The 24,886-nt window shown below is 66.7% G+C and carries 27 protein-coding genes; 25 read left to right on the top strand and 2 right to left on the bottom strand.

Annotated elements, in window-relative coordinates; translation table 11 throughout:
• Window positions 1–1,347 (bottom strand): bifunctional UDP-N-acetylglucosamine diphosphorylase/glucosamine-1-phosphate N-acetyltransferase GlmU, encoded by a 1,347-nt coding sequence (glmU, locus tag V8J36_RS10185; RefSeq protein ID WP_336467181.1) that lies wholly within the window; start codon window positions 1,345–1,347, stop codon window positions 1–3.
• Window positions 1,348–1,468: 121 nt separating this feature from the next.
• Between glmU and V8J36_RS10180 the strand changes: the two genes are divergently transcribed.
• Window positions 1,469–2,137: an HAD hydrolase-like protein gene (locus V8J36_RS10180; protein ID WP_336467180.1), complete on the top strand. Its 669-nt coding sequence runs from the start codon at window positions 1,469–1,471 to the stop codon at window positions 2,135–2,137.
• A 73-nt stretch (window positions 2,138–2,210) separates the two neighbouring features.
• Here V8J36_RS10180 and V8J36_RS10175 read toward each other — a convergent pair whose 3' ends face one another.
• A complete protein-coding gene (locus tag V8J36_RS10175; RefSeq protein WP_336467179.1) occupies window positions 2,211–2,825 on the bottom strand; it encodes an OmpW/AlkL family protein in 615 nt (204 codons plus the stop codon).
• Window positions 2,826–3,031: 206 nt separating this feature from the next.
• Between V8J36_RS10175 and V8J36_RS10170 the strand changes: the two genes are divergently transcribed.
• The 24 genes from V8J36_RS10170 (at window position 3,032) to V8J36_RS10055 (ending at window position 24,775) form a co-directional block, all read left to right on the top strand.
• Window positions 3,032–3,703, top strand: coding sequence for a glutathione S-transferase family protein (locus V8J36_RS10170; protein ID WP_336467178.1), 672 nt, complete (start codon window positions 3,032–3,034; stop codon window positions 3,701–3,703).
• A gap of 210 nt (window positions 3,704–3,913) precedes the next feature.
• Window positions 3,914–4,279, top strand: a complete 366-nt coding sequence (locus V8J36_RS10165; RefSeq protein WP_336467177.1) for an NADH-quinone oxidoreductase subunit A — start codon at window positions 3,914–3,916, stop codon at window positions 4,277–4,279.
• Window positions 4,279–4,803 (top strand): NuoB/complex I 20 kDa subunit family protein, encoded by a 525-nt coding sequence (locus tag V8J36_RS10160; protein ID WP_336467553.1) that lies wholly within the window; start codon window positions 4,279–4,281, stop codon window positions 4,801–4,803. Before V8J36_RS10165 ends, V8J36_RS10160 begins: the two co-directional genes overlap by 1 nt.
• Before the next feature lie 10 nt (window positions 4,804–4,813).
• Window positions 4,814–5,431, top strand: coding sequence for an NADH-quinone oxidoreductase subunit C (locus V8J36_RS10155; protein WP_336467176.1), 618 nt, complete (start codon window positions 4,814–4,816; stop codon window positions 5,429–5,431).
• 3 nt (window positions 5,432–5,434) lie between these two features.
• Complete coding sequence (locus tag V8J36_RS10150) at window positions 5,435–6,331, top strand: sulfotransferase (protein WP_336467175.1); 897 nt, start codon at window positions 5,435–5,437, stop codon at window positions 6,329–6,331.
• A gap of 2 nt (window positions 6,332–6,333) precedes the next feature.
• Complete coding sequence (locus tag V8J36_RS10145) at window positions 6,334–7,542, top strand: NADH-quinone oxidoreductase subunit D (protein ID WP_336467174.1); 1,209 nt, start codon at window positions 6,334–6,336, stop codon at window positions 7,540–7,542.
• Window positions 7,542–8,744 carry an NADH-quinone oxidoreductase subunit E gene (locus V8J36_RS10140; protein ID WP_336467173.1) on the top strand — a complete coding sequence of 401 codons (1,203 nt, stop codon included), beginning with the start codon at window positions 7,542–7,544 and terminating at the stop codon, window positions 8,742–8,744. The genes V8J36_RS10145 and V8J36_RS10140 overlap by 1 nt, the downstream gene beginning before the upstream one ends.
• A gap of 6 nt (window positions 8,745–8,750) precedes the next feature.
• Window positions 8,751–8,969 (top strand): DUF5337 domain-containing protein, encoded by a 219-nt coding sequence (locus tag V8J36_RS10135; protein ID WP_336467172.1) that lies wholly within the window; start codon window positions 8,751–8,753, stop codon window positions 8,967–8,969.
• A gap of 34 nt (window positions 8,970–9,003) precedes the next feature.
• Entirely contained in the window at window positions 9,004–10,299 is a 1,296-nt protein-coding gene (gene nuoF / locus V8J36_RS10130) for an NADH-quinone oxidoreductase subunit NuoF (protein ID WP_336467171.1), read from the top strand.
• A gap of 14 nt (window positions 10,300–10,313) precedes the next feature.
• Window positions 10,314–10,700 (top strand): hypothetical protein, encoded by a 387-nt coding sequence (locus tag V8J36_RS10125; protein ID WP_336467170.1) that lies wholly within the window; start codon window positions 10,314–10,316, stop codon window positions 10,698–10,700.
• Between the two features lie 23 nt (window positions 10,701–10,723).
• A complete protein-coding gene (locus V8J36_RS10120; RefSeq protein ID WP_336467169.1) occupies window positions 10,724–10,933 on the top strand; it encodes a hypothetical protein in 210 nt (69 codons plus the stop codon).
• Between the two features lie 12 nt (window positions 10,934–10,945).
• Entirely contained in the window at window positions 10,946–12,967 is a 2,022-nt protein-coding gene (gene nuoG / locus V8J36_RS10115) for an NADH-quinone oxidoreductase subunit NuoG (protein ID WP_336467168.1), read from the top strand.
• A gap of 4 nt (window positions 12,968–12,971) precedes the next feature.
• Window positions 12,972–13,403, top strand: coding sequence for a hypothetical protein (locus V8J36_RS10110; protein WP_336467167.1), 432 nt, complete (start codon window positions 12,972–12,974; stop codon window positions 13,401–13,403).
• Between the two features lie 15 nt (window positions 13,404–13,418).
• Window positions 13,419–14,456: an NADH-quinone oxidoreductase subunit NuoH gene (gene nuoH / locus V8J36_RS10105; RefSeq protein ID WP_336467166.1), complete on the top strand. Its 1,038-nt coding sequence runs from the start codon at window positions 13,419–13,421 to the stop codon at window positions 14,454–14,456.
• 4 nt (window positions 14,457–14,460) lie between these two features.
• A complete protein-coding gene (gene nuoI, locus V8J36_RS10100; RefSeq protein ID WP_336467165.1) occupies window positions 14,461–14,952 on the top strand; it encodes an NADH-quinone oxidoreductase subunit NuoI in 492 nt (163 codons plus the stop codon).
• On the top strand, window positions 14,949–15,356 hold the full coding sequence (locus tag V8J36_RS10095; RefSeq protein WP_336467164.1) for a carboxymuconolactone decarboxylase family protein: 408 nt from the start codon (window positions 14,949–14,951) through the stop codon (window positions 15,354–15,356). The genes nuoI and V8J36_RS10095 overlap by 4 nt, the downstream gene beginning before the upstream one ends.
• A gap of 24 nt (window positions 15,357–15,380) precedes the next feature.
• Window positions 15,381–15,992: an NADH-quinone oxidoreductase subunit J gene (locus tag V8J36_RS10090; RefSeq protein WP_336467163.1), complete on the top strand. Its 612-nt coding sequence runs from the start codon at window positions 15,381–15,383 to the stop codon at window positions 15,990–15,992.
• An 88-nt stretch (window positions 15,993–16,080) separates the two neighbouring features.
• Window positions 16,081–16,386: an NADH-quinone oxidoreductase subunit NuoK gene (gene nuoK, locus V8J36_RS10085; protein WP_336459646.1), complete on the top strand. Its 306-nt coding sequence runs from the start codon at window positions 16,081–16,083 to the stop codon at window positions 16,384–16,386.
• Window positions 16,387–16,393: 7 nt separating this feature from the next.
• On the top strand, window positions 16,394–18,532 hold the full coding sequence (nuoL, locus tag V8J36_RS10080; RefSeq protein WP_336467162.1) for an NADH-quinone oxidoreductase subunit L: 2,139 nt from the start codon (window positions 16,394–16,396) through the stop codon (window positions 18,530–18,532).
• Window positions 18,533–18,553: 21 nt separating this feature from the next.
• Entirely contained in the window at window positions 18,554–20,095 is a 1,542-nt protein-coding gene (locus tag V8J36_RS10075) for an NADH-quinone oxidoreductase subunit M (RefSeq protein ID WP_336467161.1), read from the top strand.
• Between the two features lie 10 nt (window positions 20,096–20,105).
• A complete protein-coding gene (gene nuoN / locus V8J36_RS10070; protein WP_336467160.1) occupies window positions 20,106–21,548 on the top strand; it encodes an NADH-quinone oxidoreductase subunit NuoN in 1,443 nt (480 codons plus the stop codon).
• A complete protein-coding gene (locus V8J36_RS10065; RefSeq protein ID WP_336467159.1) occupies window positions 21,538–22,299 on the top strand; it encodes a biotin--[acetyl-CoA-carboxylase] ligase in 762 nt (253 codons plus the stop codon). The genes nuoN and V8J36_RS10065 overlap by 11 nt, the downstream gene beginning before the upstream one ends.
• Window positions 22,300–22,322: 23 nt before the next feature.
• Entirely contained in the window at window positions 22,323–23,102 is a 780-nt protein-coding gene (locus tag V8J36_RS10060) for a type III pantothenate kinase (RefSeq protein WP_336467158.1), read from the top strand.
• Window positions 23,099–24,775 (top strand): ribonuclease J, encoded by a 1,677-nt coding sequence (locus V8J36_RS10055; protein ID WP_336467157.1) that lies wholly within the window; start codon window positions 23,099–23,101, stop codon window positions 24,773–24,775. The genes V8J36_RS10060 and V8J36_RS10055 overlap by 4 nt, the downstream gene beginning before the upstream one ends.
• The last annotated feature ends 111 nt before the right edge of the window (window positions 24,776–24,886 follow it).

The raw sequence follows: 24,886 nt of genomic DNA, 5'->3' as shown, positions 1-24,886 counted from the left end.
TCAGCGCCTCGCCAGCTTGCGGGCCTTCGCGGCCTTCAGTTTTTCGAACAATTTGACTGCCAGGCCGGGTTTTGTTTCCTGCCGGGCGCGTCCCACCGCCAGCGCGCCGTCGGGCACATCCGCGGTGATGACAGAGCCAGAGGCGGTCATCGCATCGGCGCCCACCTTGACCGGCGCCACCAGCATGGTGTCCGAGCCGATGAACGCCCGCGCGCCGATCGTGGTGCGGTGCTTCGAGACGCCGTCATAATTGCAGGTCACGGTGCCCGCGCCGATGTTGGTGTGCTCGCCGACATGGGCGTCGCCCAGATAGGTCAGGTGGCCGACCTTCACCCCCTCGTCGAGGGTCGCGTTCTTGATCTCGACGAAATTGCCGACATGGACATCCTCGGCCAGCTCCGCGCCGGGGCGCAGGCGCGCGAAGGGCCCGACGGTCGCGCCGCGGCTGACGTGGCAACCCTCGAGATGGCAGAAGGCGCGGATCTCGGCCTCGGACTCGATGGTGACGCCGGGACCGAAGACCACGTTCGGCCCGATGACGGCATCGCGGCCGATCACGGTGTCGAAGCTGAAGAAGGTGCTTTCCGGCGCCAGCAGGGTGACGCCGGTCTCCATGGCGTCCGCCCGGCGGCGGGCCTGGAAGGCGACCTCTGCCGCGGCAAGCTCGCTGCGCGCGTTGATGCCCAGCGTCTCGGCCTCGTCGCAGGTGACGACCTCGGCCGAAAGCCCGCGGGCGCGGGCAAGGCCCACCACATCGGTCAGGTAGTATTCGCCGGCGGCATTGTCGTTGGTCAGTTCAGACAGCAGGCCTGCCAGCAGATCCGCATCGATCGCCATGACGCCCGAGTTGCAGAGCCGGATCGCCCGCTCGGCCTCGGTCGCATCCTTCCATTCGACGATCCGCTCCAGCGCCGTTCCCTGCGTGACCAGACGCCCGTAGCGGCCGGGGTCCGCGGCCTCGAAGCCCAGCACCGTCACGTCGGCGCGGGCCTCGGCCAGCCGTTCCAGCGTTTCGGCCGTTATGAAGGGCGTGTCGCCATAGAGCACGATCGCGCGGCCCGAGAAGCCCTCCAGCGCCGGCATCGCCTGACGCACGGCATGGCCGGTGCCCAGCCTCTCGGCCTGCAGCACGCAGATCGCTTCGGGGTTATGGGTCTTCGCGGCCTTTTCGACCGCCTCGGCGCCATGGCCGGTAACGACGACTGTGGTTTCCGGGAACAGGCTGTCGCCCGCCGCCATCGCATGCCACAGCATCGGCACGCCGCCGATCGGGTGCAGCACCTTCGGGCGGTCCGAATTCATCCTCGTGCCCTGGCCGGCGGCCAGGATGATCAGGGCGGTTGCCATATATCGCCTCTTGTTCCTGCTCGCCCCCGTATTTACCGATGGACCCTGCCGTCGCAAGGGGCGGGGGCATCAAAGCACGTTACCGCAAGTTACAGCGCCCCTTCCGGCGCGAAAGGGCCAGATGCGCACGGTGATCTTCGACCTCGACGGCACGCTGGCCGATACCTCGGCCGATCTGATCGCCGCGGCGAACGCCTGTTTCCGCAGCCTCGGCCACGGTGATGTGCTGGATCCGGCCCGCGATGCGCTGACCGCCTTCCACGGCGGGCGGGCGATGCTGCGGCTGGGCTTCACCCGGCTTACCAGTCAGGCGCCGGACGAGACCGAGGTGAACGAGCAGTATCCCGCGCTGCTGGCGCATTACGGCGCGAACATCGCGACCCACACCCGTGCCTATCCCGGCGCGGTGGCCGCGGTGCAGGCGCTGCGGGACGCGGGCTTCGCCGTCGGGATCTGCACCAACAAGCCCGCGGGTCTGGCCGAACAGCTGCTGTCCGAGATGGGGATCCGCAATCTTTTCGCCTCGCTGGTCGGTGCCGACACGCTGCCGGTCCGCAAGCCCGACCCCGCGCCCTATGTCGCGGCGGTGGCGCGGGCAGGGGGCACGCTCACCCGGTCGATGCTGATCGGCGACACCGAGACCGACCGGCGCACCGCGGCGGCGGCAGGGGTGCCGGTGGCGCTGGTCACCTTCGGCCCCGAGGGCCGCGCGATCGAGCGGCTGGCGCCCGAGGCGCTGCTCGACAGCTATGACGACCTGCCGGGGCTGGCGGATCGGCTTTTGGCCTGAAAAAGTTCGAAAAGGTCAAATGCGCGCGGGTTATCCACAGGATCCCGCGCGCAAGGGTCGGCTTTGTCAGGTCTCAGAAACGGTGGACATAGGCCACGCCCAGCACCACCGGGTCGATATGGGCGGTGCCGATCTTGTCGCCATTCAGTTTCACGGTGCTGTCGATGTCCATCCAGCGGGCATCGACCCGGATCGCCCCGCGCTCCGAGATCGCGTAGTCGAGGCCGGCGTGCAGCGCGAGGCCCCAGCTGTCGCCAAGCTCGAGGTCATTGCCGGCCAGCGCGCCGGTGGCCTTGTCCGACAGGAAGGTGGTGTAGTTCAGGCCGACGCCGACGAAAGGCGTGACGGCAGAGCTGTTCCGGAAGTGGTACTGCAGGCTGACGGTCGGCGGCAGGTGCTTGACCTTGGCGACCTTGCCCAGCCCGTCCAGATCGACGTTGTGCGAGAAGGGCGTCGCCGCCAGCACCTCGATCCCGAGGTTGTCGCGGATGAAATATTCGAAGGTGAAGGTCGGCTGCGCGTTGTCGCCGACATGCGAGGAGAAGCCTGCCAGATCCCCGTTGTCGTCCTTCGGCATCACCGAGTGCAGGCCGAAGCCCAAGGTGAAGTCGCCGGCCGACTGGGCGAGGGCGCCGGTGGCGGGCATCAGGGCGAGGGCGGCGCAAAGCGCGAGGTGGCGGGCGGTCATCTGTCGTCTCCTTCATCAGATGCCCCGGCCTAGACCCGCGCGCCGCCCCCGCTCCTTGACCCAGATCAACCCCGCCCGTGGCAGCCTGTCGCAGGCCTGACGCGGCGTCCCGCTATCGCCGCTTTCGACTTTCGCCAAATATCCTGGGGGTGCGGGGGCCGGCCCCCGCTCTTGCCCCGCCTCTGACCCGCACCGGAGCGCCGCCGATGATCCGCCTGCACCACGCCGCCCAGACCCGATCCTTCCGCGTGCTCTGGGCGCTCGAGGAGTTGGGCCTTCCCTATGACCTCGTGGTCCATTCGATGCTCGACGGCTCGCTGCGCCGGCCCGAGTTCACCGCGCTCTCGCCGGCCTCGCGGGTGCCCGCGATCGAGATCGACGGGCGCAGCCTTGCCGAGTCGGGCGCGATCCTGCAGCACCTGAGCGAGACGGCGGGTAGCGAGACCGCGGCCGCCCTCGGCCCCGGCCTGGGCGAGCGTCCCGACTGGCTGGAATGGATCCACTACGCCGAAACCGCCGGCGCGCTGATTGCCAATCTCACCCAGCAGCACATCGTCCTGCGCGAGGATGACATGCGCTCGCCGGTGCTGATGCGGCTCGAGGCGAAGCGGCTCGAACGCGCGCTTGCCGCGGTCGAAACCCGGATCGCCGGCGACTGGCTGCTGGCCTCGGGCTTCACGATGGCCGACATCGCGATGGGCTACGCCGCCTGGATCGGCCAGCGCTTCGTCGCGCTCGACGCGCTGCCGAAGACCGCGGCCTGGCTGGCCCGCCTGCAGGCCCGCCCGGGATTCGCCCACGCCGCGGCCCGCGACGGCACGCCCGAGATCTACCTGCGCCCGTTCTACCCGCCGCCCGATCCACCCCCGCGCGTGTGACTCAGCGCCGCGGGTGCAGCGGCGCTTCGCCGCAGTCGCGGCAAGTGCTGACCTCGCGTAAACTATTCGCATACAATTGCATTCTTTTCGCTGCGCTGCGGTGAAAAGCCTGGGTGCGTCAGTTGACCGCGCCCCCCTTGGAGAGTAAACGGGGCCACAGCCGGAGTTCTTGCAAGCGACAATCCGCTTGCCACAGGAGGGGAACCAGCCGTGGACGGATTGCTTCGCGAATATCTGCCGATCCTGATCTTCCTTGCATTGGCGGTCGCACTTGGCCTGATCCTGACGCTCGCCGCGGTGATCGTGGCCGTCCGCAACCCCGACCCCGAGAAGGTCTCGGCCTACGAATGCGGCTTCAACGCCTTCGACGACGCCCGGATGAAGTTCGACGTGCGCTTCTACCTCGTCTCGATCCTGTTCATCATCTTCGACCTCGAAGTGGCCTTCCTCTTCCCCTGGGCGGTGGCGTTCGGGAACCTGAGCGAAGTGGCCTTCTGGTCGATGATGGTGTTCCTTGGCGTGCTGACCGTCGGCTTCGCCTATGAATGGAAGAAGGGGGCTCTCGAATGGGAGTGATGACCGGGGCCAACACCGCCCAGGCCGACCGCGAGGTCGCGACCCAGGCGCTGAACGCCGAGCTTCAGGACAAGGGCTTCCTGCTCACCTCGACCGAGGACATCATCAACTGGGCGCGCAACGGCTCGCTGCACTGGATGACCTTCGGCCTGGCCTGCTGCGCCGTCGAGATGATCCAGGTGTCGATGCCGCGCTACGACATCGAGCGTTTCGGCACCGCGCCGCGCGCCTCGCCGCGCCAGTCCGACCTGATGATCGTCGCGGGCACGCTGACCAACAAGATGGCGCCGGCGCTGCGCAAGGTCTACGACCAGATGCCGGAACCGCGCTACGTCATCTCGATGGGCAGCTGCGCCAATGGCGGCGGCTACTATCACTACAGCTACTCGGTGGTGCGCGGCTGCGACCGCGTCGTGCCGGTCGACATCTACATCCCCGGCTGCCCGCCCACGGCCGAGGCGCTGCTCTACGGCGTGCTGCAGCTGCAGCGCAAGATCCGCCGGACCGGCACGCTGGTGCGCTGAGGAGGGCCCGATGAGCTACTACGCCAACACCGACGCCCTGCTCGAGCTTGCCGCCCATATCGAGGGCCGCCGCTCTGACGCCGTCTCGTCCACCCGCGTCGAATTCGGCGAGCTGACGGTGACCGCGACCACCGCGGGCCTGATCTCGCTGGTCGAGTTCCTGCGCACCGACGGCACCTGCAAGTTCTCGAGCCTCGTGGACATCACCGCGGTCGACTACCCGACCCGGCCCGAGCGGTTCGACGTGGTCTACCACTTCCTGTCGATGTACCGGAACCAGCGCATCCGCGTGACCGTCCCGGTGCGCGAGGACCAGATGGTGCCCTCGATCACGCCGATCCACAAATCCGCGAACTGGTTCGAGCGCGAAGTCTTCGACATGTTCGGGATCATCTTCTCGGGCCATCCGGACCTGCGCCGGATCCTGACCGACTACGGCTTCCGCGGCCATCCGCTGCGCAAGGACTTCCCCACCACCGGCTATACCGAGGTGCGGTATGACGAGATCGAGAAGCGCGTGGTCTACGAGCCGGTCAAGCTGACCCAGGAATACCGCCAGTTCGATTTCATGTCGCCCTGGGAGGGCGCGAAATACGTGCTGCCGGGCGACGACAAGGCGAAGGCCTGATCCGTGGCCGCGGGCGCGATCCTGTTCTGTGTGGGGGCGACGAAGGCAGGCACGTCCTGGCTTTACCGCTATCTGCACGACCATCCGGAGTGCCGCCTGCGGTCCATCAAGGAACTGCATTTCTTCGATACCGTGGATGCCAACGACTATGACTTCCAGTTCGAGACCTGGGCGCGCCTGCGCCGCGATCTCGAACGCCGTCTCGACGGGGCGGAGGGCTGGCGCCGGGGCAACCTGCAGCGCCAGATCGCGGATCTCGACGAGATGACGGCGGTGCTGGAACTGGCCCGTGGCGGCAACATGGACGCGGCCGTGGCGGCCTATCGGGCCTACCTGGCGGGCCGTCCTGGCGACGACAAGCTGGTGGCCGACATCACGCCGGGCTACGCGCTGCTGTCGCAGGCGCGGCTGTCGATGATGGCGGGTCTCTCGGGCGCGGTGCGGGTGCTCTACCTGATGCGCGATCCGGTCGAGCGGCTCTGGAGCCATGTGCGGATGCAGGCGGCGCGCCAGCAGCGCGAGGGCGAGGATCTTGCGCTGAAGTCGCGCCGGATCCTGAACCGCGTGGTCAAGCGCGGGCTCGAGGCGCATATCCCGGCGCGCGGCGACTACCGCTCGACGATCGAGCGGCTGACCGCGGCGGTGCCGGCGGGGCAGCTGATGATCGACTTTTCCGAGCGGCTGCTGACCGAGGACGGTCTGCGGCGGCTTTGCGGGTTCCTCGGCATCGGCTACCGGCCGGCCGATACCTCGGCGCGCGAGCACGAGGGGGTGCGGCTGGTGATCGAGCCGGGACAGAAACTTCAGGCGCAGGACTTCCTTGCGCCGCAATATGCCTATGTGGCGCAGAATTTCGGCCCGCTGCCGGAACGCTGGCAGGCCAACTGGATGGGGGCGTGAGCATGGACGGCACTTTTGACGACGCGCTGACGGGCGAGCAGAAGATCCGCAACTTCAACATCAACTTCGGCCCGCAACACCCTGCGGCGCATGGTGTTTTGCGTCTGGTGCTCGAACTTGACGGCGAGATCGTGGAGCGTGCGGACCCGCATATCGGCCTGCTGCACCGCGGCACCGAAAAGCTCATGGAGTCGCGGACCTATCTGCAGAACCTGCCGTATTTCGACCGCCTCGACTACGTGGCGCCGATGAACCAGGAGCATGCCTGGTGCCTGGCGATCGAGCGTCTGGTCGGCGTCGAGGTGCCGAAGCGTGCGCAGATCATCCGGGTGCTCTATTCGGAAATCGGCCGGATCCTGAACCACCTGCTGAACGTCACCACCGGCGCGATGGACGTCGGCGCGCTGACGCCGCCGCTCTGGGGCTTCGTCGCCCGCGAAGAGCTGATGGTGTTCTACGAGCGTGCCTGCGGCGCGCGCTTGCACTCGGCCTATTTCCGCCCCGGTGGCGTGCACCAGGATCTGCCGCCGAAGCTGATCGAGGACATCGACCTGTGGATGCAGGAGTTCCCGAAGAAGCTCGACGACATCGACGGGCTGGTGACGGACAACCGCATCTTCAAGCAGCGCACCGTCGACATCGGCGTGGTCAAGGAACAGGACGTTCTGGACTGGGGCTTCTCGGGCGTGATGGCCCGCGGCTCGGGCCTGGCTTGGGACCTGCGCCGCTCGCAGCCCTACGAGAACTACGACGATTTCGAGTTCCAGGTGCCGGTCGGCACCAATGGCGACTGCTTCGACCGGTATCTGTGCCGGGTGAAGGAGATGTACGAAAGCGTGAAGATCTGCCGGCAAGCCTGTGACATGCTTCGGAAAACCCCGGGCGACGTCCTCGCGCGCGGCAAGGTCACGCCGCCGAAGCGGGCCGAGATGAAGCGCTCGATGGAAGCGCTGATCCACCACTTCAAGCTTTACACCGAGGGCTTCCACGTCCCGGCCGGCGAGGTCTATGCCGCCGTCGAGGCGCCGAAGGGCGAATTCGGCGTCTATCTGGTCGCCGACGGGTCGAACAAACCCTATCGCGCCAAGATCCGCGCTCCGGGCTACCTGCACCTGCAGGCGATGGACTGGATGGGCAAGGGCCACCAGCTGGCCGACGTCTCGGCGCTGATCGCCACCATGGATATCGTGTTTGGGGAGGTGGACCGCTAATGCTGCGTCGCCTGCATCCGGTCCAGCCGGAAAGCTTCGAATTCACGCCCGCGAACTACGCCTGGGCGCAGGGCCAGATCTCGAAATACCCCGCCGGCCGTCAGGCCTCGGCGATCATCCCGCTGCTGTTCCGCGCGCAGGAGCAGGAGGGCTGGCTGAGCCGCCCGGCGATCGAATATGTCGCGGGCCTGCTGGACCTGGCCTATATCCGGGCGCTGGAAGTGGCGACGTTCTACTTCATGTTCCAGCTGCAACCCACGGGGTCCATTGCGCATTTCCAGATCTGCGGCACCACTTCCTGCATGATCACCGGCGCCGAGGACCTGATCGACGTCTGCAAGGCGAAGATCGCCAAGCACGCGCATGAGGTTTCGGCCGACGGCAAGTTCAGCTGGGAAGAGGTCGAGTGCCTGGGCGCCTGCGCCAACGCGCCGATGGCCCAGATCGGCAAGGACTATTACGAGGACCTGACCCCCGCGGGGCTGGAAAAGCTGATCGACGACCTGGCGGCCGGTTCCGTGCCGCGCCCGGGTTCGGAAATCGGGCGCTATTCCTCGGAACCGGCGGGCGGCCTGACCAGCCTGACCGAGTTCACCGGCGGCGCGCCGTTCAACGGCTCGGTGCAGCGCGCGGTGGACATCGGCGAAACGGTGAAGCGCATCGACGGGACCGAGGTTCCGATCACCACGCCCTGGATCGCCGGCTCGCAGCCGCAGGTCTGGGAAGCGAACCCGAATTTCGTGGCCCAGCCGCCCTATGCCGCCAACCCGGCGACCGAGGCGACCCCGGGTGCGGGCCTGCCCGCCGATGACACCGGGATCACCGTGCAGGAGGCCCCGGCCGACAGCGCGGCGGCGGTCACCCCCGAGGCGGGTCCGACCGGCCCGTCCGAGATGCCGGTCGAGGCCGAGGGCGAGGGCGTGCAGCCGCAGGGCCTGACCGCCCCGCGCGAGGGCGCCGGCGACGATCTGAAGGTGCTGGAAGGCATCGGGCCGAAACTGGAAGAGGTTCTTCACGGTCTTGGCATCTATCACTACGACCAGATCGCGGGCTGGAGCCCGGCCGAGGTCGCCTGGGTGGACGGCAACCTGAAGGGCTTCAAGGGCCGCGTCACCCGCGACAGGTGGCAGGCGCAGGCGAAGCTGATCCTCGAGGTCGGGCGCGACGAGTTCCTGCGCCGGGCCAAGACGAACGACTACTGAGGCCGGATGTCCGGTTCCGACCAGAAGGCCCTTCAGCGCGAGGCGCGGATGGTGGCGGTGGTCATCGCGGTGACGATGATCGCGTGGTTGGCGGCCGGATGGCTGGGAGGCACACTGGGGCTCGACCCGAGTTACGCCTTCCTGTTCGACCTCGCGGCGATCGCGGCGTTCATCTGGGCGCTCGTGGTGACATGGCGGATCAAGCGGCAGCTGGCCCGCAAGTGAGACCCGGAAGGGGCCCGGAAGGGGAGAGAGTGAGATGCTGAAGGATCAGGACCGGATCTTTACCAACCTCTACGGGATGCATGACCGCAGCCTGAAGGGCGCGCAGATGCGCGGCCATTGGGACGGCACGGCGTCGATCCTGCAGAAGGGGCGCGACTGGATCATCGAAGAGATGAAGAAGTCGGGCCTGCGCGGGCGCGGCGGTGCGGGCTTCCCGACCGGTCTCAAGTGGTCCTTCATGCCGAAGCAGTCGGACGGCCGCCCGGCCTATCTGGTCATCAACGCCGACGAATCCGAACCCGCGACCTGCAAGGACCGCGAGATCATGCGCCACGATCCGCACACGCTGATCGAGGGCGCGCTGATCGCCGGCTTCGCGATGAACGCGGTGGCGACCTACATCTACATCCGTGGCGAATACGTGCGCGAGAAGGAGGCCCTGCAGGCCGCCATCGACGAATGCTACGACGCGGGCCTGATCGGCAAGAACGCCGCCGGTTCGGGCTATGACCACGACGTCTTCCTGCACCACGGCGCCGGCGCCTATATCTGCGGCGAGGAAACCGCGCTGCTGGAAAGCCTCGAAGGCCGCAAGGGCATGCCGCGGATGAAGCCGCCGTTCCCGGCCGGCGCGGGCCTTTACGGCTGCCCGACCACGGTGAACAACGTGGAATCGATCGCGGTCGTGCCCTCGATCCTGCGCCGCGGCGGCGAGTGGTTCGCGTCCTTCGGGCGCCCGAACAACGCCGGCGTGAAGCTGTTCGCGATGTCGGGCCATGTGAACACGCCCTGCGTCATCGAGGAAACCATGTCGATCTCGATGCGCGAGCTGATCGAGAAGCATGGCGGCGGTGTGCGCGGCGGCTGGTCGAACCTGAAGGCGGTGATCCCCGGCGGCGCGTCCTGCCCGATCATCCCCGCCAGCCAGTGCGACGATGCGATCATGGACTATGACGGGATGCGCGAGCTGAAGTCGTCCTTCGGCACCGCCTGCATGATCGTGATGGACCAGTCGACCGACGTGATCAAAGCCGTCTGGCGGCTGTCGAAGTTCTTCAAGCACGAGAGCTGCGGCCAGTGCACGCCCTGCCGGGAAGGCACCGGCTGGATGATGCGGGTCATGGACCGTCTGGTGACCGGCGACGCCGAGCCCGAGGAAATCGACATGCTGCTGTCGGTGACCAAGCAGGTCGAAGGCCACACGATCTGCGCGCTGGGCGACGCGGCGGCCTGGCCGATCCAGGGTCTGATCCGTCACTACCGCGAAGAGATCGAAGACCGCATCAAGGCCAAGAAGACCGGGCGCATGGGCGCCATGGCGGCCGAGTAAGGGGCAGGGCGGACGTGAAACCCATGGGGATCATCGGCATGGTCGGCGTCGGGGCTCTCGCAGCCTGCGGCAACCCGAACCTGCGCGAGAGCCCGCAGGGATTCTCTGCCACCCACACCGCGATGAGCCCCGGCTCGCCGATCGCCTACAAGGGCGAAAGCTTCCATGCCGGCGTGACCCGCGGCCCCGCGGGCCTGCGGTTCACCGGCGCGGGCGCGCAGGCGGTCTCGGGCGAAATGGTCAGCGTCACCCGGGCGGGCGGCGCGATGCGCTATGACGAAGGCAAGGCCGCCAAGGACGTGGCGCGGCTGGCCTGCGAGGGCGCCGGGCGGCGCTATGACGCGACGGCCCAGGGCCGGTTCGTGGCAGGGTCCTGGCAGTTTGCGGGGGCCTGCGCATGAACCCGGCGGGTGACGGAATGGAAATGCACGGATTTGCCTACCAGGCGACCGGACTCCCCGCGCTGATCTGGAGCGCGGTGGTCTTCGCGATCGTCTTCTGGCCGGTGGTGCGCATCCTGCAGCGGACCGGCCATTCGGGCTGGTGGGTGCTGCTGGCGCTGCTGCCGGTCGTGAACCTGATTGCGCTCTGGGTGCTGGCGCTGAAACGCTGGCCCTCGGGCGACAACCGCTGAGCGGAGAGAGACATGTCTAACCTGCGCAAGATCATCATCGACGACCGCGAAGTCGAGGTCGATCCGAACCTCACGATCATCCAGGCCTGCGAGCAGGCCGGGATCGAGGTGCCGCGCTTCTGTTACCACGAGCGTCTCTCGATCGCCGGCAACTGCCGCATGTGCCTGGTCGAGGTCGTCGGCGGCCCGCCGAAGCCCGCCGCCTCCTGCGCGATGCAGATCAAGGACCTGCGTCCCGGCCCCGATGGCGCGCCCTCGGTCATCAAGACCAACTCGCCGATGGTGAAGAAGGCGCGCGAAGGGGTGATGGAGTTCCTGCTCATCAACCACCCGCTCGATTGCCCGATCTGTGACCAGGGCGGCGAATGCGACCTGCAGGACCAGGCGATGGCCTATGGCGTCGACTTCAGCCGCTACCGCGAGCCGAAGCGGGCGTCCGAGGATCTGAACCTCGGCCCGCTGGTCGAGACGCACATGACCCGCTGCATCTCCTGCACCCGCTGCGTGCGCTTCACCACGGAAGTGGCGGGCATCCACCAGATGGGCCAGACCGGGCGCGGCGAGGATGCCGAGATCACCAGCTATCTGAACCAGACGCTGGCCTCGAACCTGCAGGGCAACATCATCGACCTCTGCCCGGTGGGCGCGCTGGTCTCGAAGCCCTATGCCTTCACCGCCCGTCCGTGGGAGCTGACCAAGACCGAGACGATCGACGTCATGGACGCGCTCGGCTCGAACATCCGGGTCGACACCAAGGGCCGCGAAGTGATGCGCATCCTGCCGCGCAACAACGACGCGGTGAACGAGGAGTGGATCAGCGACAAGACCCGCTTCGTCTGGGACGGCCTGCGCCGCCAGCGGCTCGACACGCCCTACATCCGTGAAAACGGCAAGCTGCGGAAGGCGAGCTGGGGCGAGGCGCTGGCCGCCGCCGCCGCTGCCATGAAGGGCAAGAAGGTTGCGGGTCTGGTCGGTGACCTGGCCCCGGTCGAGGCAGTGTTCTCGCTGAAGACCCTGATCGAGGGGCTGGGCGGCAAGGTGGAATGCCGGACCGACGGTGCGCGTCTGGTCGCGGGCGAACGTGGCGCCTATGTCGGCAACGCGACGATCGAGGACATCGACAGCGCCGAGATGATCCAGCTGATCGGCACCAACCCGCGCGACGAGGCGCCGGTGCTGAACGCCCGGATCCGCAAGGCCTGGGCGCGCGGCGCACAGGTCGGGCTGATCGGCAAGGCCGTGGACCTGACTTATGACTATGCCCATGTCGGCACCGACCGCGCGGCGCTGGTCGCGCTGGCCGACAAGGAGATCTCGGACGAGACCCGCGCCAAGAACACGCTGATCATCGTCGGCGCCGGCGCGCTGGCCGAGGCCGATGGCGCCGCGGTCATGGCGCAGGTGCTGAAACTGGCGGCCAACACCGCCTCGAAGGTGCTGGTCCTGCACACCGCTGCCGCCCGCGTGGGCGCGATGGACGTGGGCGCGGTGACCGAGGGCGGTCTGCCGGCCGCGATCGAGGGCGCCGAGGTGATCTGGTCGCTGGGCGCCGACGAGGTCGAGATCGCCGCCGGTCCCTTCGTGATCTATCAGGGCAGCCACGGCGACCGGGGCGCGCATCGCGCCGACCTGATCCTGCCGGGCGCCGCCTATACCGAAGAGAACGGGCTGTTCGTGAACACCGAAGGCCGCCCGCAGCTGGCGTTCCGCGCCGGTTTCGCGCCGGGCGAGGCCAAGGAGAACTGGGCGATCCTGCGCGCCGTCTCGGCCGAGCTGGGTGCGACCCTGCCCTGGGACAGCCTCGCGCAGCTGCGCCAGAAGCTGGTCGCGGCGGTGCCGCATCTGGCCAAGGTCGACACCGTGGTCGAGAACGCGCTGCCGAGCCTCGAGCTGCGCGATCTGCCGGCCGCGGACTTCCGCGCCACGGTCAAGGACTTCTACCTCACGAACCCGATCGCGCGCGCCTCGGCGCTGATGGCGGAGCTGTCGAAGCTTGCCGCCGAGCGCGCCGCGGTTCCGATGGCGGCGGAGTGAACTGATGCCGCGCGCCGCCTTCACCGCGCTGACCGCAGCCGGCCTTTCGGCCGCGCTGTCGGGCTGCGCGCCGGCGGCGACCGGCAGCCCGGCCACGGTCGGGCAGGGGGCGGCCCGCCCCGACTACACCCCCCAGTACAGGGGAATCGAGACCCGGCTTCTGTCGGGTGATCTGGTCAACTTCCGCGTGGCGATGTCGGGCGCACGCGGCCTGCCCGACGTGGAGGCCTATGCGGCCTGCGCGGCGGCACAATACGCCCTGATCCGGGGCTACGGCTTCGCGCGCCATGTGCGCACGAATGTCGACGAAGAGGGTGGCGTTTGGAAGGCGGATGCGGTTTACACGATCTCGCCAGCGCTGCCCCGCGGCATTTCGACGCTCGACGCGGAAGTCGTCGTCGCCGATTGCGCCGCGCAGGGAATACCGACGGTCTGAGGGACATAAGGCAAGATGGCTGAGTTTCTGAACACATCCTTGGGCACCTTCCTGCTGATCCTCGTGCAGGCGATCGGCGTGGTGGCTTTCGTGATGATCTCGCTGATCTTCATGGTCTATGGCGACCGGAAGATCTGGGCTGCCGTGCAGCTGCGGCGCGGTCCGAACGTCGTCGGGCCCTGGGGCCTGATGCAGACCTTCGCGGATGCGCTGAAATACATCCTCAAGGAAGTCGTCGTGCCCGCGGGCGCCGACAAGTTCGTCTTCTTCCTGGCGCCGATCCTCAGCTTCGTGCTGGCGATGATGGCCTTCGCGGTGATCCCGCTGGCCGATGGCTGGGTGCTGTCGGACATCAACGTGGCCGTGCTGTTCGTCTTCGCCGTGTCCTCGCTGGAAGTCTACGGCGTGATCATGGGCGGCTGGGCCTCGAACTCGAAATACCCGTTCCTCGGCTCGCTGCGGTCGGCCGCGCAGATGATCTCTTACGAGGTGTCGCTGGGCCTGATCATCATCGGGGTGATCATCTCGACCGGCTCGATGAGCTTCGGCGACATCGTCCGCGCGCAGGACGGCGCCTATGGCCTGTTCAACTGGTACTGGCTGCCGCACCTGCCGATGGTCGTGCTGTTCTTCGTCTCGGCGCTGGCCGAAACGAACCGCCCGCCCTTCGACCTTCCGGAAGCGGAATCGGAACTCGTCGCCGGCTACCAGGTCGAATACAGCTCGACCCCGTTCCTGCTGTTCATGGCCGGCGAATACATCGCGATCTTCCTGATGTGCGCCCTGCTGTCGATCCTGTTCTTCGGCGGCTGGCTGAGCCCGATCCCGGGTCTGCCCGACGGGTTCTTCTGGATGTTCGTGAAGATGTGGTTCTTCTTCTTCATGTTCGCGATGGTGAAGGCGATCGTGCCGCGCTACCGCTACGACCAGCTGATGCGGATCGGCTGGAAGGTGTTCCTTCCGCTGTCGCTGATCTGGGTCGTGCTGGTCTCGATCCTCGCCCGCTACGAAGTTCTCGGCGGCCTCTGGGCCCGCTGGTCGATGGGAGGCTGACGCCATGGCATTCGATGTCGCGCGCGCCGCGCACTATTTCTTCATGATGGATTTCATCAAGGGCTTCGGCCTGGGGATGAAATACTTCTTCGCCCCGAAGGAGACCATCAACTACCCGCACGAGAAGGGCCCGCTGTCGCCCCGCTTCCGGGGTGAGCACGCGCTGCGCCGCTATCCCAACGGGGAAGAGCGCTGCATCGCCTGCAAGCTGTGCGAGGCGATCTGCCCCGCGCAGGCGATCACCATCGATGCCGAACCGCGCGAGGACGGCAGCCGCCGCACCACGCGCTACGACATCGACATGACGAAATGCATCTACTGCGGCTTCTGTCAGGAAGCCTGCCCGGTCGATGCGATCGTCGAGGGGCCGAACTTCGAATTCGCCACGGAAACCCGCGAAGAGCTGTTCTACGACAAGGAGAAGCTCCTTGCGAACGGCGCCCGCTGGGAAGCCGAGATCGCCCGCAACCTCGAGATGGACGCGCCCTACAGATGAGTGACGAATTCTCCAAGATGTTTCGGACGATGATGGAGCAGGGCCAGGAAATGGCCCGCGCTTTCAACCCGGCCATGGAGAATTTCAGCTTCAAGGGGTTCGAGAACCTCATTCCCACGATGTCCAAGGACTTCATGGAGATGTGGTTCGGCAAGACCTTCAACCGCGACGGGCTGGACGCCAAGACGAGGCTTCTGGTGACGATCGCGGCGCTGACCGTGCTGGGCGCGCATGCGGAACCGCAGCTGAAGCTTGCGATCCGCCACGCGCTGGAGGCGGGGGCAAAGAAACGGGAGATCGCGGAAGTGATCTACCAGATGAGCATGTTCGGCGGCCTGCCCGCCATGACCAAGGCGCTGGAACTTGCCCAAGGCGTGTTCCGCGAATTGGACGAGACGGAATGAGGGACGCTAAGTGAGGGCCCGGGGATGACCTTTTTCGAATTTGCCTTCTACCTCTTCGCGGTGATCGCGGTGGTATCGGGCCTGATGGTCGTGGTGACGAAGAACCCGGTGCACGGAGTTCTGTGGCTGATCCTCGCCTTCCTGTCGGCGGCGGGCCTGTTCGTGCTGATGGGCGCCGAGTTCGTGGCGATGCTGCTGATCATCGTCTATGTCGGCGCGGTCGCGGTGCTGTTCCTGTTCGTGGTCATGATGCTGGACGTCGACTTCGCCGAGCTGAAGGGCGAACTGGCGCGCTACATGCCGCTGGGCCTCTTGGTCGGCGTGGTGATCCTGCTGCAGCTGGGCCTTGCCTTCGGCAGCTGGGAAGGCTCCTCGGCGGCGATGGGGCTGCGCGCGGCACCGACGCCCGAGGGCGTGACCAACACCGCGGCGCTCGGCGCGCTGCTCTATGACAAGTACGTCTTCCTGTTCCAGATGGCGGCGCTGGTGCTGCTGGTCGCGATGATCGGGGCGATCGTGCTGACGCTGCGCCACCGCAAGGACGTGAAGCGCCAGGACGTGCTGTTCCAGATGTACCGCAAGCCCGAGGAAGCCGTCGAGATGCGCGACGTGAAGCCGGGGCAGGGCCTGCACTGACGCCGGGTCCGGCGGCAGGACAAGAGAATACGGCCCCCCGCAGGGGCCGGGTGAAAGAAGCGGGTGAAGCGCACCCGGAGGGACGAGAATGATCGGATTGACCCACTACCTTGGCGTGGCTGCCGCGCTGTTCGTGATCGGGATCTTCGGGATCTTCCTCAATCGGAAGAACGTGATCGTCATCCTGATGTCGATCGAACTGATGCTGCTGGCGGTCAACATCAACATGGTGGCCTTCTCGGCGGCGCTCGGCGACCTCGCGGGGCAGGTCTTCACCATGTTCGTGCTGACGGTCGCGGCGGCCGAGGCGGCGATCGGCCTTGCGATCCTCGTCTGCTTCTTCCGCAACCGCGGCACGATCGACGTCGAAGACGTCAACGTGATGAAAGGGTAAGGCGAACATGGAAACGATCATCCTCTTCGCCCCGCTGGTCGGCGCGATCATCGCGGGCTTCGGCTGGCGCGTGATCTCGGAGACCGGCGCGCAGTATCTGACCACCGGCCTGCTGGCGCTGGCCTGCCTGTTCAGCTGGATCGTCTTCCTCGGCTTCGACGGCGAGATGCGGCAGATCCAGATCCTCGACTGGGTGCAGTCGGGCACGCTGGACACCGCCTGGTCGATCCGGCTCGACCGGCTGACCGCGACGATGCTGATCGTCGTGACCACGGTCTCGACCCTCGTGCACCTCTACTCGATGGGCTACATGGCCCATGACGACAACTGGGGCCATCACGAGCACTACAAGGCGCGCTTCTTCGCCTATCTGTCGTTCTTCACCTTCGCCATGCTGATGCTGGTGACGGCGGACAACCTGCTGCAGATGTTCTTCGGCTGGGAGGGCGTCGGTGTCGCCTCGTACCTGCTGATCGGCTTCTACTACCGCAAGCCCTCGGCCTGCGCGGCGGCGATGAAGGCCTTCATCGTGAACCGCGTCGGCGACTTCGGGTTCCTGCTGGGCATCGCCGGCCTCTACTTCATGGTCGACTCGATCCATTTCGACGACATCTTCGCCGCCGCGCCGACGCTGGCGCAAAGCACCGTCACCTTCCTGTGGACCGACTGGAACGCCGCCAACGTGCTGGCCTTCCTGCTGTTCGTCGGCGCGATGGGCAAATCGGCGCAGCTGCTGCTGCACACCTGGCTGCCGGACGCGATGGAAGGCCCGACCCCGGTGTCGGCGCTGATCCACGCCGCGACCATGGTGACCGCCGGCGTGTTCCTGGTCTGCCGGATGTCGCCGCTGTACGAATATGCGCCGGAAGCCAAGACCTTCATCATCTACATCGGCGCGACCACGGCCTTCTTCGCCGCGACCGTCGGTCTGGTGCAGAACGACATCAAGCGCGTCATCGCCTACTCGACCTGTTCGCAGCTGGGCTACATGTTCGTGGCCGCGGGCTCGGGCGTCTATGGCGCCGCGATGTTCCACCTGCTGACCCACGCCTTCTTCAAGGCGATGCTCTTCCTGGGCGCCGGCTCGGTCATCCACGCGATGCATCACGAGCAGGACATGCGCAACTACGGCGGCCTGCGGAAGAAGATCCCGATGACCTTCTGGGCGATGATGATCGGCACGCTGGCGATCACCGGCGTCGGCATTCCGCTGACCCACATCGGCTTCGCCGGCTTCCTGTCGAAGGACGCGATCATCGAGAGCGCCTATGCCTCGGGCGTCGGCTATGCCTTCTGGATGCTGGTGATCGCGGCGATGTTCACCTCGTTCTACTCGTGGCGGCTGATCTTCATGACCTTCTACGGCAAGCCGCGGGGCGACCATCACGCGCATGACCACGCGCATGAAAGCCCGATGGTGATGCTGGTGCCGCTGGGCGTGCTGGCGATCGGCGCGGTCTTCTCGGGCATGGTCTGGTACAACAGCTTCTTCGGCGACCACGAGAAGATGTCGGCCTTCTTCGGCATGCCGCATCACGCCGAGGCGTCGGAAGGCGCGGCCGAGGGCCACGCGCCCGCCGCGACCACCGAAGCCGCCGCGACCGAGCATGCGACCACCGAGGCCGCGACCGGCGAGGCGCCCGCCGCCCATGGCGCCGAGCCGGCCGCGACGACCGAGGCCCATGCCGAGATCGGCCCGATCGGCGCGATCTACATGGCGCCCGACAACCACGTGCTGGACGAGGCGCACCACGCCCCGGCCTGGGTGAAGGTCTCGCCCTTCATCGCGATGCTGCTCGGACTGGTGACGGCCTGGATGTTCTACATCAAGGACACCTCGCTGCCGCGCCGCCTGGCCGCGAACCAGCCGGTTCTCTACCAGTTCCTGCTGAACAAGTGGTATTTCGACGAGGTCTACGAAGTGCTCTTCGTGCGCCCCGCCAAATGCCTTGGCGCCTTCCTGTGGAAGCGCGGCGACGGGAATGTCATCGACGGCTCGATCAACGGGGTCGCGATGGGGATCGTGCCGTTCTTCACCCGCCTCGCGACGCGGGCGCAGTCGGGCTACCTCTTCCACTATGCCTTCGCGATGGTGATCGGGATTGCGGTCCTGATCACCTGGGCGGCCCTGATGGCCGGAAACTGAGAAGGGCCCCGGGGACAGACAATGGAAAACCTCCTCTCCATCATCACCTTCACGCCGATCGTGGCGGCGCTGATCCTTGCGATCTTCCTGCGCGGCGACGACAAGGCGGCCCAGGCCAACGCGAAATGGGTGGCGCTGGTCGCCACCACCGTGACCTTCCTGGTCTCGCTGTTCCTGCTGGCGGGCTTCGATGCCAGCAACACCGGGTTCCAGTTCGTGGAAGACCACGACTGGATCATGGGCCTGAAATACAAGGTCGGCGTCGACGGGATCTCGGTCCTGTTCGTGATGCTGACCACCTTCATCATGCCGCTGACGATCTGGTCCTGCTGGACCGTCGACAAGCGGGTGAAGGAATACATGATCGCCTTCCTGATGCTGGAAGGGCTGATGATCGGCGTCTTCGTCGCGCTCGATCTGGTGCTGTTCTACGCCTATTTCGAGGCGGGCCTGATCCCGATGTTCCTGATCATCGGCATCTGGGGCGGCAAGGACCGGATCTACGCGTCCTTCAAGTTCTTCCTCTACACCTTCCTCGGCTCGGTGCTGATGCTGATCGCGATGATCGCGATGTATGTCGACGCCGGAACCACCGATATCGTCGCGCTTCTGAAGCACGACTTCTCGTCGGCGCCGATGGTGGTGCTGGGCTTCCATGTCGCCGGTGGCCTGCAGACGCTGCTGTGGATCGCCTTCTTCGCCAGCTTCGCGGTGAAGATGCCGATGTGGCCGGTGCACACCTGGCTGCCCGACGCCCACGTGCAGGCGCCGACCGCCGGTTCCGTGGTGCTGGCCGCTATCCTGCTGAAGATGGGCGGCTACGGCTTCCTGCGCTTCTCGCTGCCGATGTTCCCGATCGCTTCGGACCTGCTCGGCCCCTTCGTGCTGTGGCTCTCGGCGATCGCGATCGTCTACACCAGCCTCGTGGCGCTGGCGCAGTCCGACATGAAGAAAGTCATCGCCTATTCCTCGGTCGCGCACATGGGCTACGTGACCATGGGCATCTTCGCCGCGAACCAGCAGGGGATCGACGGCGCGATCTTCCAGATGATCAGCCACGGCTTCATCTCGGGCGCGCTCTTCCTCTGCGTCGGCGTGATCTATGACCGGATGCACACCCGCGAGATCGCGGCCTATGGCGGCCTCGTGAACCGGATGCCGGCCTATGCGCTGCTGTTCATGTTCTTCACCATGGCGAACGTGGGCCTGCCGGGCACCAGCGGGTTCGTCGGCGAATTCCTGACGATCATGGGCGTCTTCCAGGTCAACACCTGGGTCACCTTCGTCGCCGCCACCGGCGTGATCTTCTCGGCGGCCTACGCGCTCTGGCTCTACCGCCGGGTGGTCTTCGGCGACCTGATCAAGGAAAGCCTGAAGCTGATCACCGACATGGACCGCCGCGAGAAGGCGATCTTCGCGCCCCTCGTGGTGATGACCCTGTTCCTCGGCGTCTATCCGAAGGCCGTGACCGACATCATCGGCCCCTCGGTCGAGGCGCTGGTTTCCGACTATCAGGCCGCGCAGCCCGCCCAGACGGCGGATGCTGCCCCGGCCAGCCACTGAGGGTTCCGACATGACCTCCGCCGATTTCAACACGGTCCTGCCCGAGGCCCTCTTGGCATTCTACGCCATGGTGATGCTGCTGGTCGGCGTCTGCTGCGGCAAGGACAAGCTGACCGGAACCATCACCTGGATCACCGCCGCGGTCTTCGTGCTGCTGGCGGCGATGATTGGCCTGGGCGGGCAGGGCAGCCGCGTGGCCTTCGCGGGCCTGTTCCTCGACGACGGCTTCGCCCGCTTCGCCAAGGTGACGCTGCTCTTGGCCGGCGCCGCCGTGCTGGTGATGAGCCATGACTACATGATGAAGCGCGACATGGGCCGCTTCGAATACCCGATCCTGATCGCGCTCGCGACGGTGGGCATGATGGTCATGGTCTCGGCCGGCGACCTGATGACGCTCTACATGGGGCTCGAGCTGCAGTCGCTGGCGCTTTACGTCGTCGCCGCGATCCGCCGCGACAGCGTGAAGTCGACCGAGGCCGGCCTGAAGTACTTCGTGCTGGGCGCGCTGTCGTCGGGGATGCTGCTCTACGGCGCCTCGCTGACCTACGGCTTCTCGGGCACCACCACCTTCGCCGGCATCACCCAGGCCATCGGCGCGACCGAGCATCTGCCGATCGGCCTGCTCTTCGGCCTCGTGTTCCTGATCGTGGGTCTGGCCTTCAAGGTTTCGGCCGTGCCGTTCCACATGTGGACGCCGGACGTCTACGAAGGCGCGCCGACCCCGGTCACCGCCTTCTTCGCCACCGCCCCCAAGGTCGCGGCGATGGGCCTGTTCGCGCGGGTGATGTTCGACGGCTTCGGCATGGCCGCCGCCGACTGGGGCCAGATCATCGCGCTGCTGGCGGTGCTGTCGATGTTCGTGGGCTCGGTCGCCGCGATCGGTCAGACCAACATCAAGCGCCTGATGGCCTATTCCTCGATCGCGCACATGGGCTACGCGCTGCTGGGCCTGCTGGCGGGCACCGCGCTCGGCGTCAAGGCGATGCTGGTCTACATGGCGATCTACGTCACGATGAACATCGGCACCTTCGCCTTCATCCTGTCGATGAGCCGCGACGGCCAGCCCGTCACCGACATCAAGGCGCTGAACCAGTATGCCAAGCGTGAACCCACCAAGGCGCTGGCGCTGCTGGTGCTGATGTTCTCGCTGGCCGGCGTGCCGCCGATGCTCGGGTTCTTCGCCAAGTACGGCGTGCTGATGGCCGCGGTCTCGGCCGGCTACAGCCTTGTGGCGGTGCTGGGCGTGATCGCCTCGGTGATCGGCGCCTATTACTACCTGCGCATCGTCTTCTTCATGTACTTCGGTGCCGAGGGCGAGACGCTGGATGGCCACATGCCCGCCGCGCAGTGGATCCTGCTGATCGGCTCGGCGGCGATCATGGTGCTGGGCGTGGTGAACATGTTCGGTGTCGAGGGTGCCGCGGCGCTGGCGGCGGAAGCCCTTGTCCGCTGACGACAGCGACCGCTGGGCCTGGCCCGAGGGCGTGGCGCGCCACGTCCTGGCCGAGGTCGACAGCACCAATTCGGAAGCCGCGCGGATCGGGCCCAGCCTGACCCGCCCGGCCTGGATCCTTGCCCACCGGCAGACCGCGGGGCGTGGCCGTCGCGGCCGCGCCTGGGTCGACCCGGTGGGCAATTTCGCGGCAACCCTGGTGATGCGCCCGGCGGGCGGGCCGTCGCAGGCGGCGCTGCGCAGCTTCGTGGCGGCGCTGGCGCTGGAAGAGGCGCTGTCGGCCCTGCTGGGCCCCGCGGCGCGGCTGGCGCTGAAATGGCCCAACGACGTGCTGCTGAATGGCGGCAAGGTGTCCGGCATCCTGATCGAGGGCATCGCCGGCGGCGAGAAGATCGCCATCGGCATCGGCGTGAACCTTGCCCATGCCCCGGACCCCGCCGACCGCGACCCGCGCGCCCCGCGCCCGGTGTCCGTCGCCGGCGAGACCGGGATCGCGGTGACGCCCGAAGAGCTGCTGGACCGTCTCGCCCCGGCCTTCGCCCGGTGGGAGGCGCAGCTGCTGGCCTATGGCTTCAGCCCGCTGCGCGAGGCCTTCCTGGCCCGCGTCACCCGGCTGGGCCAGCCGATCGTCGCGCGCACCATGTCCGAGACGATCGAGGGAACGTTCGAGACCATCGACGCCGACGGCTCGATCGTGCTGATGACCGCCGAGGGTCGCCGCGCGCTGCCCGCCGCCGACCTCTTCTTCTGAGACGACCCCGGGAGGGAGTTTCCATGCTGCTCTGCATCGACTGCGGCAATACCAACACCGTGTTCTCGATCTGGGACGGGACGCAGTTCCTGTCGACCTGGCGGATGCGCACCGATCACCGCCGCACCGCCGACGAATATTACGTCTGGCTTTCGGGGCTGATGAACCTGCGCAAGCTCGAGGTGAGGATCGGCGAGGTGATCATCTCGTCGACCGTGCCGCGGGTGGTGTTCAACCTGCGCGTCCTTGCCAACCGCTATTTCGATTGCCGCGCGCTGCAGGTGGGCAAGCCGGAATGCGCGCTGCCGGTGGCGCCGCGGGTCGATCAGGGCACCACGGTCGGGCCGGACCGGCTGGTGAACACCGTCGCGGGCTTCGACCGCCACGGCGGCAACATCGTGGTCGTCGACTTCGGCACCGCGACGACCTTCGACGTCGTCGACGATGACGGCGCCTATATCGGCGGGGTGATCGCGCCGGGGGTGAACCTGTCGCTGGAGGCCCTGCACATGGCCGCGGCGGCGCTTCCTCACGTGGACGTAACCAAACCGCAATCCGCCATCGGCACCAATACCGTCGCCTGCATGCAGTCGGGGGTCTATTGGGGCTATATCGGGCTTGTGGAAGGGATCGTGCGCCAGATAAGGATCGAACGCGAAAGACCTATGAAGGTGATCGCGACAGGCGGCCTCGCGCCGCTGTTTGCCCAGGGCACGGATCTCTTCGACGCGATCGAGGATGACCTGACCATGCACGGGCTGGTGCTGATCCACCGGCACAACACGGCACTGGAGACCGGATGAAAAAGGACCGCCTGATCTATCTGCCGCTCGGCGGCGCGGGCGAGATCGGCATGAACGCCTATGTCTACGGCTATGGGCCCGAGGGGAAAGAGCGCCTGATCCTCGTCGATCTGGGCGTGAGCTTCCCCGACATGGACACGAGCCCCGGCGTCGACCTGATCATGCCCGACATCTCGTGGCTCGAGGCTGCGGCCGATCGGCTGGAAGGCATCTTCATCACGCATGCGCATGAAGACCACATCGGCGCGCTGGCGCATCTGTGGCCGCGGCTGCGGGCGCCGATCCATGCGCGCAAATTCACCGCCGCCATCGCCAAGCTGAAGATGGAGGATCACGGCCAGCCCGTCGACGTGATCAACATCCACGAGCCGCGCCCCGCGACGATCGAGTGCGGGCCGTTCAAGGTCCAGTTCGTGCCGATCGCGCATTCGATCCCGGAAAGCTCGGGTCTGGTGATCGACACGCCGGCGGGCCGGATCGTGCATACCGGCGACTTCAAGCTGGACCCCGATCCGGTCGTCGGCGAACGCACCGACCCCGAGGTCTGGAAGGGCATCGCGCGCGAAAAGCCGGTGCTGGCGATGATGTGCGATTCCACGAACATCTTCTCGCCGCTGCCGGGCCGCTCGGAAAGCTCGCTAGCCGGGCCGATCACCTCGCTGGTGCAGGAGCAGCGCGGGATGATGGTCGCCACGACCTTCGCCTCGAACGTTGCCCGCCTGAAGACGCTGGCAGAGGCCGGTCATGCCGCCGGTCGTTCGATCTGCCTGCTGGGCCGGGCGATGCGGCGCATGGTTTCGGTCGCGGTCGAAACCGGCGTGCTGACCGACTTCCCGCCGGTGCTGCAGCCCGAACAGGCGGCAGAGGTCGGGCGCGACAACCTGATGCTGATCGTCACCGGCTCGCAGGGCGAACGCCGGGCGGCCTCGGCGCAGCTGTCGCGCGGCAAGTATCTGGGGCTCGAGATGAAAGAGGGCGATACCTTCCTCTTCTCGTCGAAGATCATTCCCGGCAACGAGAAGGGTGTGATCCGGATCATGAACGCCTTCTCGGAAATGGGTGTCGACGTGATCGACGACCGCGGCGGGCTCTACCATGTCTCGGGCCATGCGAACCGGCCCGATCTGGAAGCCGCGCATGCGATGATCAAGCCGAAGATCCTGATCCCGATGCATGGCGAGCACCGCCACCTGCGCGAGCACATGAAGCTGGCGGAGTCTAAGGGCATCGCGTCCGAGATCGTGACCAACGGCACGATGATCGACCTGTCGGGCGGTTATCCCGAGGTGGTCGAGTATATCGAGACCGGGCGCACCTATCTGGACGGTTCGGTGCTGATCGGGGCGATGGACGGCGTGGTTCGCGACCGGATCCGCATGGCGCTGAACGGGCATGTGCTGGTGACGATCATCGTCGACGAGGACGACCTGCCGCTGGGCGATGCCTGGGTCGAGACCATGGGCCTGCCCGAGGTCGGCCGCAGCAAGGCCGGGCTGGAAGAGACGCTGGAGCAGGAGCTGGCCGAGTTCCTGGAACGCGTCGATGCCAAGACCGTCGCCAATGACGACCGCATGGACGAGCAGATCCGCCGGATCGTGCGCCAGGTCTCGGTCGAAGAGATCGGCCGCAAGCCGGAAGTGACCGTGGTGATCTCGCGGCTGATCGCCGAGTGATCCGGGTCGCCTGATCTGAAAAGGCCCCGCCATCGGCGGGGCCTTTTGCTTTGGGGGCGCTGCGGGCGTAAAAAAGCCCCGCGCGAGGGCGGGGCTTTCGTCAGATCCGGC

The organism is Frigidibacter sp. MR17.14, from assembly GCF_037095735.1.
In the GTDB taxonomy this organism is placed as follows: Bacteria; Pseudomonadota; Alphaproteobacteria; order Rhodobacterales; family Rhodobacteraceae; genus Frigidibacter.
The sequence above is the reverse complement of the archived record's forward strand: the minus strand, read 5'-3'. Positions and strand labels throughout refer to the sequence as shown.

Coding starts and splice junctions, on each gene's coding strand:
- glmU (WP_336467181.1), bottom strand. CDS start 1,347: ATGGCAACCGCCCTGATCATCCTGGCCGCCGGCCAGGGCACGAGGATG.
- V8J36_RS10180 (WP_336467180.1), top strand. CDS start 1,469: ATGCGCACGGTGATCTTCGACCTCGACGGCACGCTGGCCGATACCTCG.
- V8J36_RS10175 (WP_336467179.1), bottom strand. CDS start 2,825: ATGACCGCCCGCCACCTCGCGCTTTGCGCCGCCCTCGCCCTGATGCCC.
- V8J36_RS10170 (WP_336467178.1), top strand. CDS start 3,032: ATGATCCGCCTGCACCACGCCGCCCAGACCCGATCCTTCCGCGTGCTC.
- V8J36_RS10160 (WP_336467553.1), top strand. CDS start 4,279: ATGACCGGGGCCAACACCGCCCAGGCCGACCGCGAGGTCGCGACCCAG.
- V8J36_RS10155 (WP_336467176.1), top strand. CDS start 4,814: ATGAGCTACTACGCCAACACCGACGCCCTGCTCGAGCTTGCCGCCCAT.
- V8J36_RS10145 (WP_336467174.1), top strand. CDS start 6,334: ATGGACGGCACTTTTGACGACGCGCTGACGGGCGAGCAGAAGATCCGC.
- V8J36_RS10140 (WP_336467173.1), top strand. CDS start 7,542: ATGCTGCGTCGCCTGCATCCGGTCCAGCCGGAAAGCTTCGAATTCACG.
- V8J36_RS10135 (WP_336467172.1), top strand. CDS start 8,751: ATGTCCGGTTCCGACCAGAAGGCCCTTCAGCGCGAGGCGCGGATGGTG.
- nuoF (WP_336467171.1), top strand. CDS start 9,004: ATGCTGAAGGATCAGGACCGGATCTTTACCAACCTCTACGGGATGCAT.
- V8J36_RS10120 (WP_336467169.1), top strand. CDS start 10,724: ATGCACGGATTTGCCTACCAGGCGACCGGACTCCCCGCGCTGATCTGG.
- nuoG (WP_336467168.1), top strand. CDS start 10,946: ATGTCTAACCTGCGCAAGATCATCATCGACGACCGCGAAGTCGAGGTC.
- V8J36_RS10110 (WP_336467167.1), top strand. CDS start 12,972: ATGCCGCGCGCCGCCTTCACCGCGCTGACCGCAGCCGGCCTTTCGGCC.
- nuoH (WP_336467166.1), top strand. CDS start 13,419: ATGGCTGAGTTTCTGAACACATCCTTGGGCACCTTCCTGCTGATCCTC.
- nuoI (WP_336467165.1), top strand. CDS start 14,461: ATGGCATTCGATGTCGCGCGCGCCGCGCACTATTTCTTCATGATGGAT.
- V8J36_RS10095 (WP_336467164.1), top strand. CDS start 14,949: ATGAGTGACGAATTCTCCAAGATGTTTCGGACGATGATGGAGCAGGGC.
- V8J36_RS10090 (WP_336467163.1), top strand. CDS start 15,381: ATGACCTTTTTCGAATTTGCCTTCTACCTCTTCGCGGTGATCGCGGTG.
- nuoK (WP_336459646.1), top strand. CDS start 16,081: ATGATCGGATTGACCCACTACCTTGGCGTGGCTGCCGCGCTGTTCGTG.
- nuoL (WP_336467162.1), top strand. CDS start 16,394: ATGGAAACGATCATCCTCTTCGCCCCGCTGGTCGGCGCGATCATCGCG.
- V8J36_RS10075 (WP_336467161.1), top strand. CDS start 18,554: ATGGAAAACCTCCTCTCCATCATCACCTTCACGCCGATCGTGGCGGCG.
- nuoN (WP_336467160.1), top strand. CDS start 20,106: ATGACCTCCGCCGATTTCAACACGGTCCTGCCCGAGGCCCTCTTGGCA.
- V8J36_RS10060 (WP_336467158.1), top strand. CDS start 22,323: ATGCTGCTCTGCATCGACTGCGGCAATACCAACACCGTGTTCTCGATC.
- V8J36_RS10055 (WP_336467157.1), top strand. CDS start 23,099: ATGAAAAAGGACCGCCTGATCTATCTGCCGCTCGGCGGCGCGGGCGAG.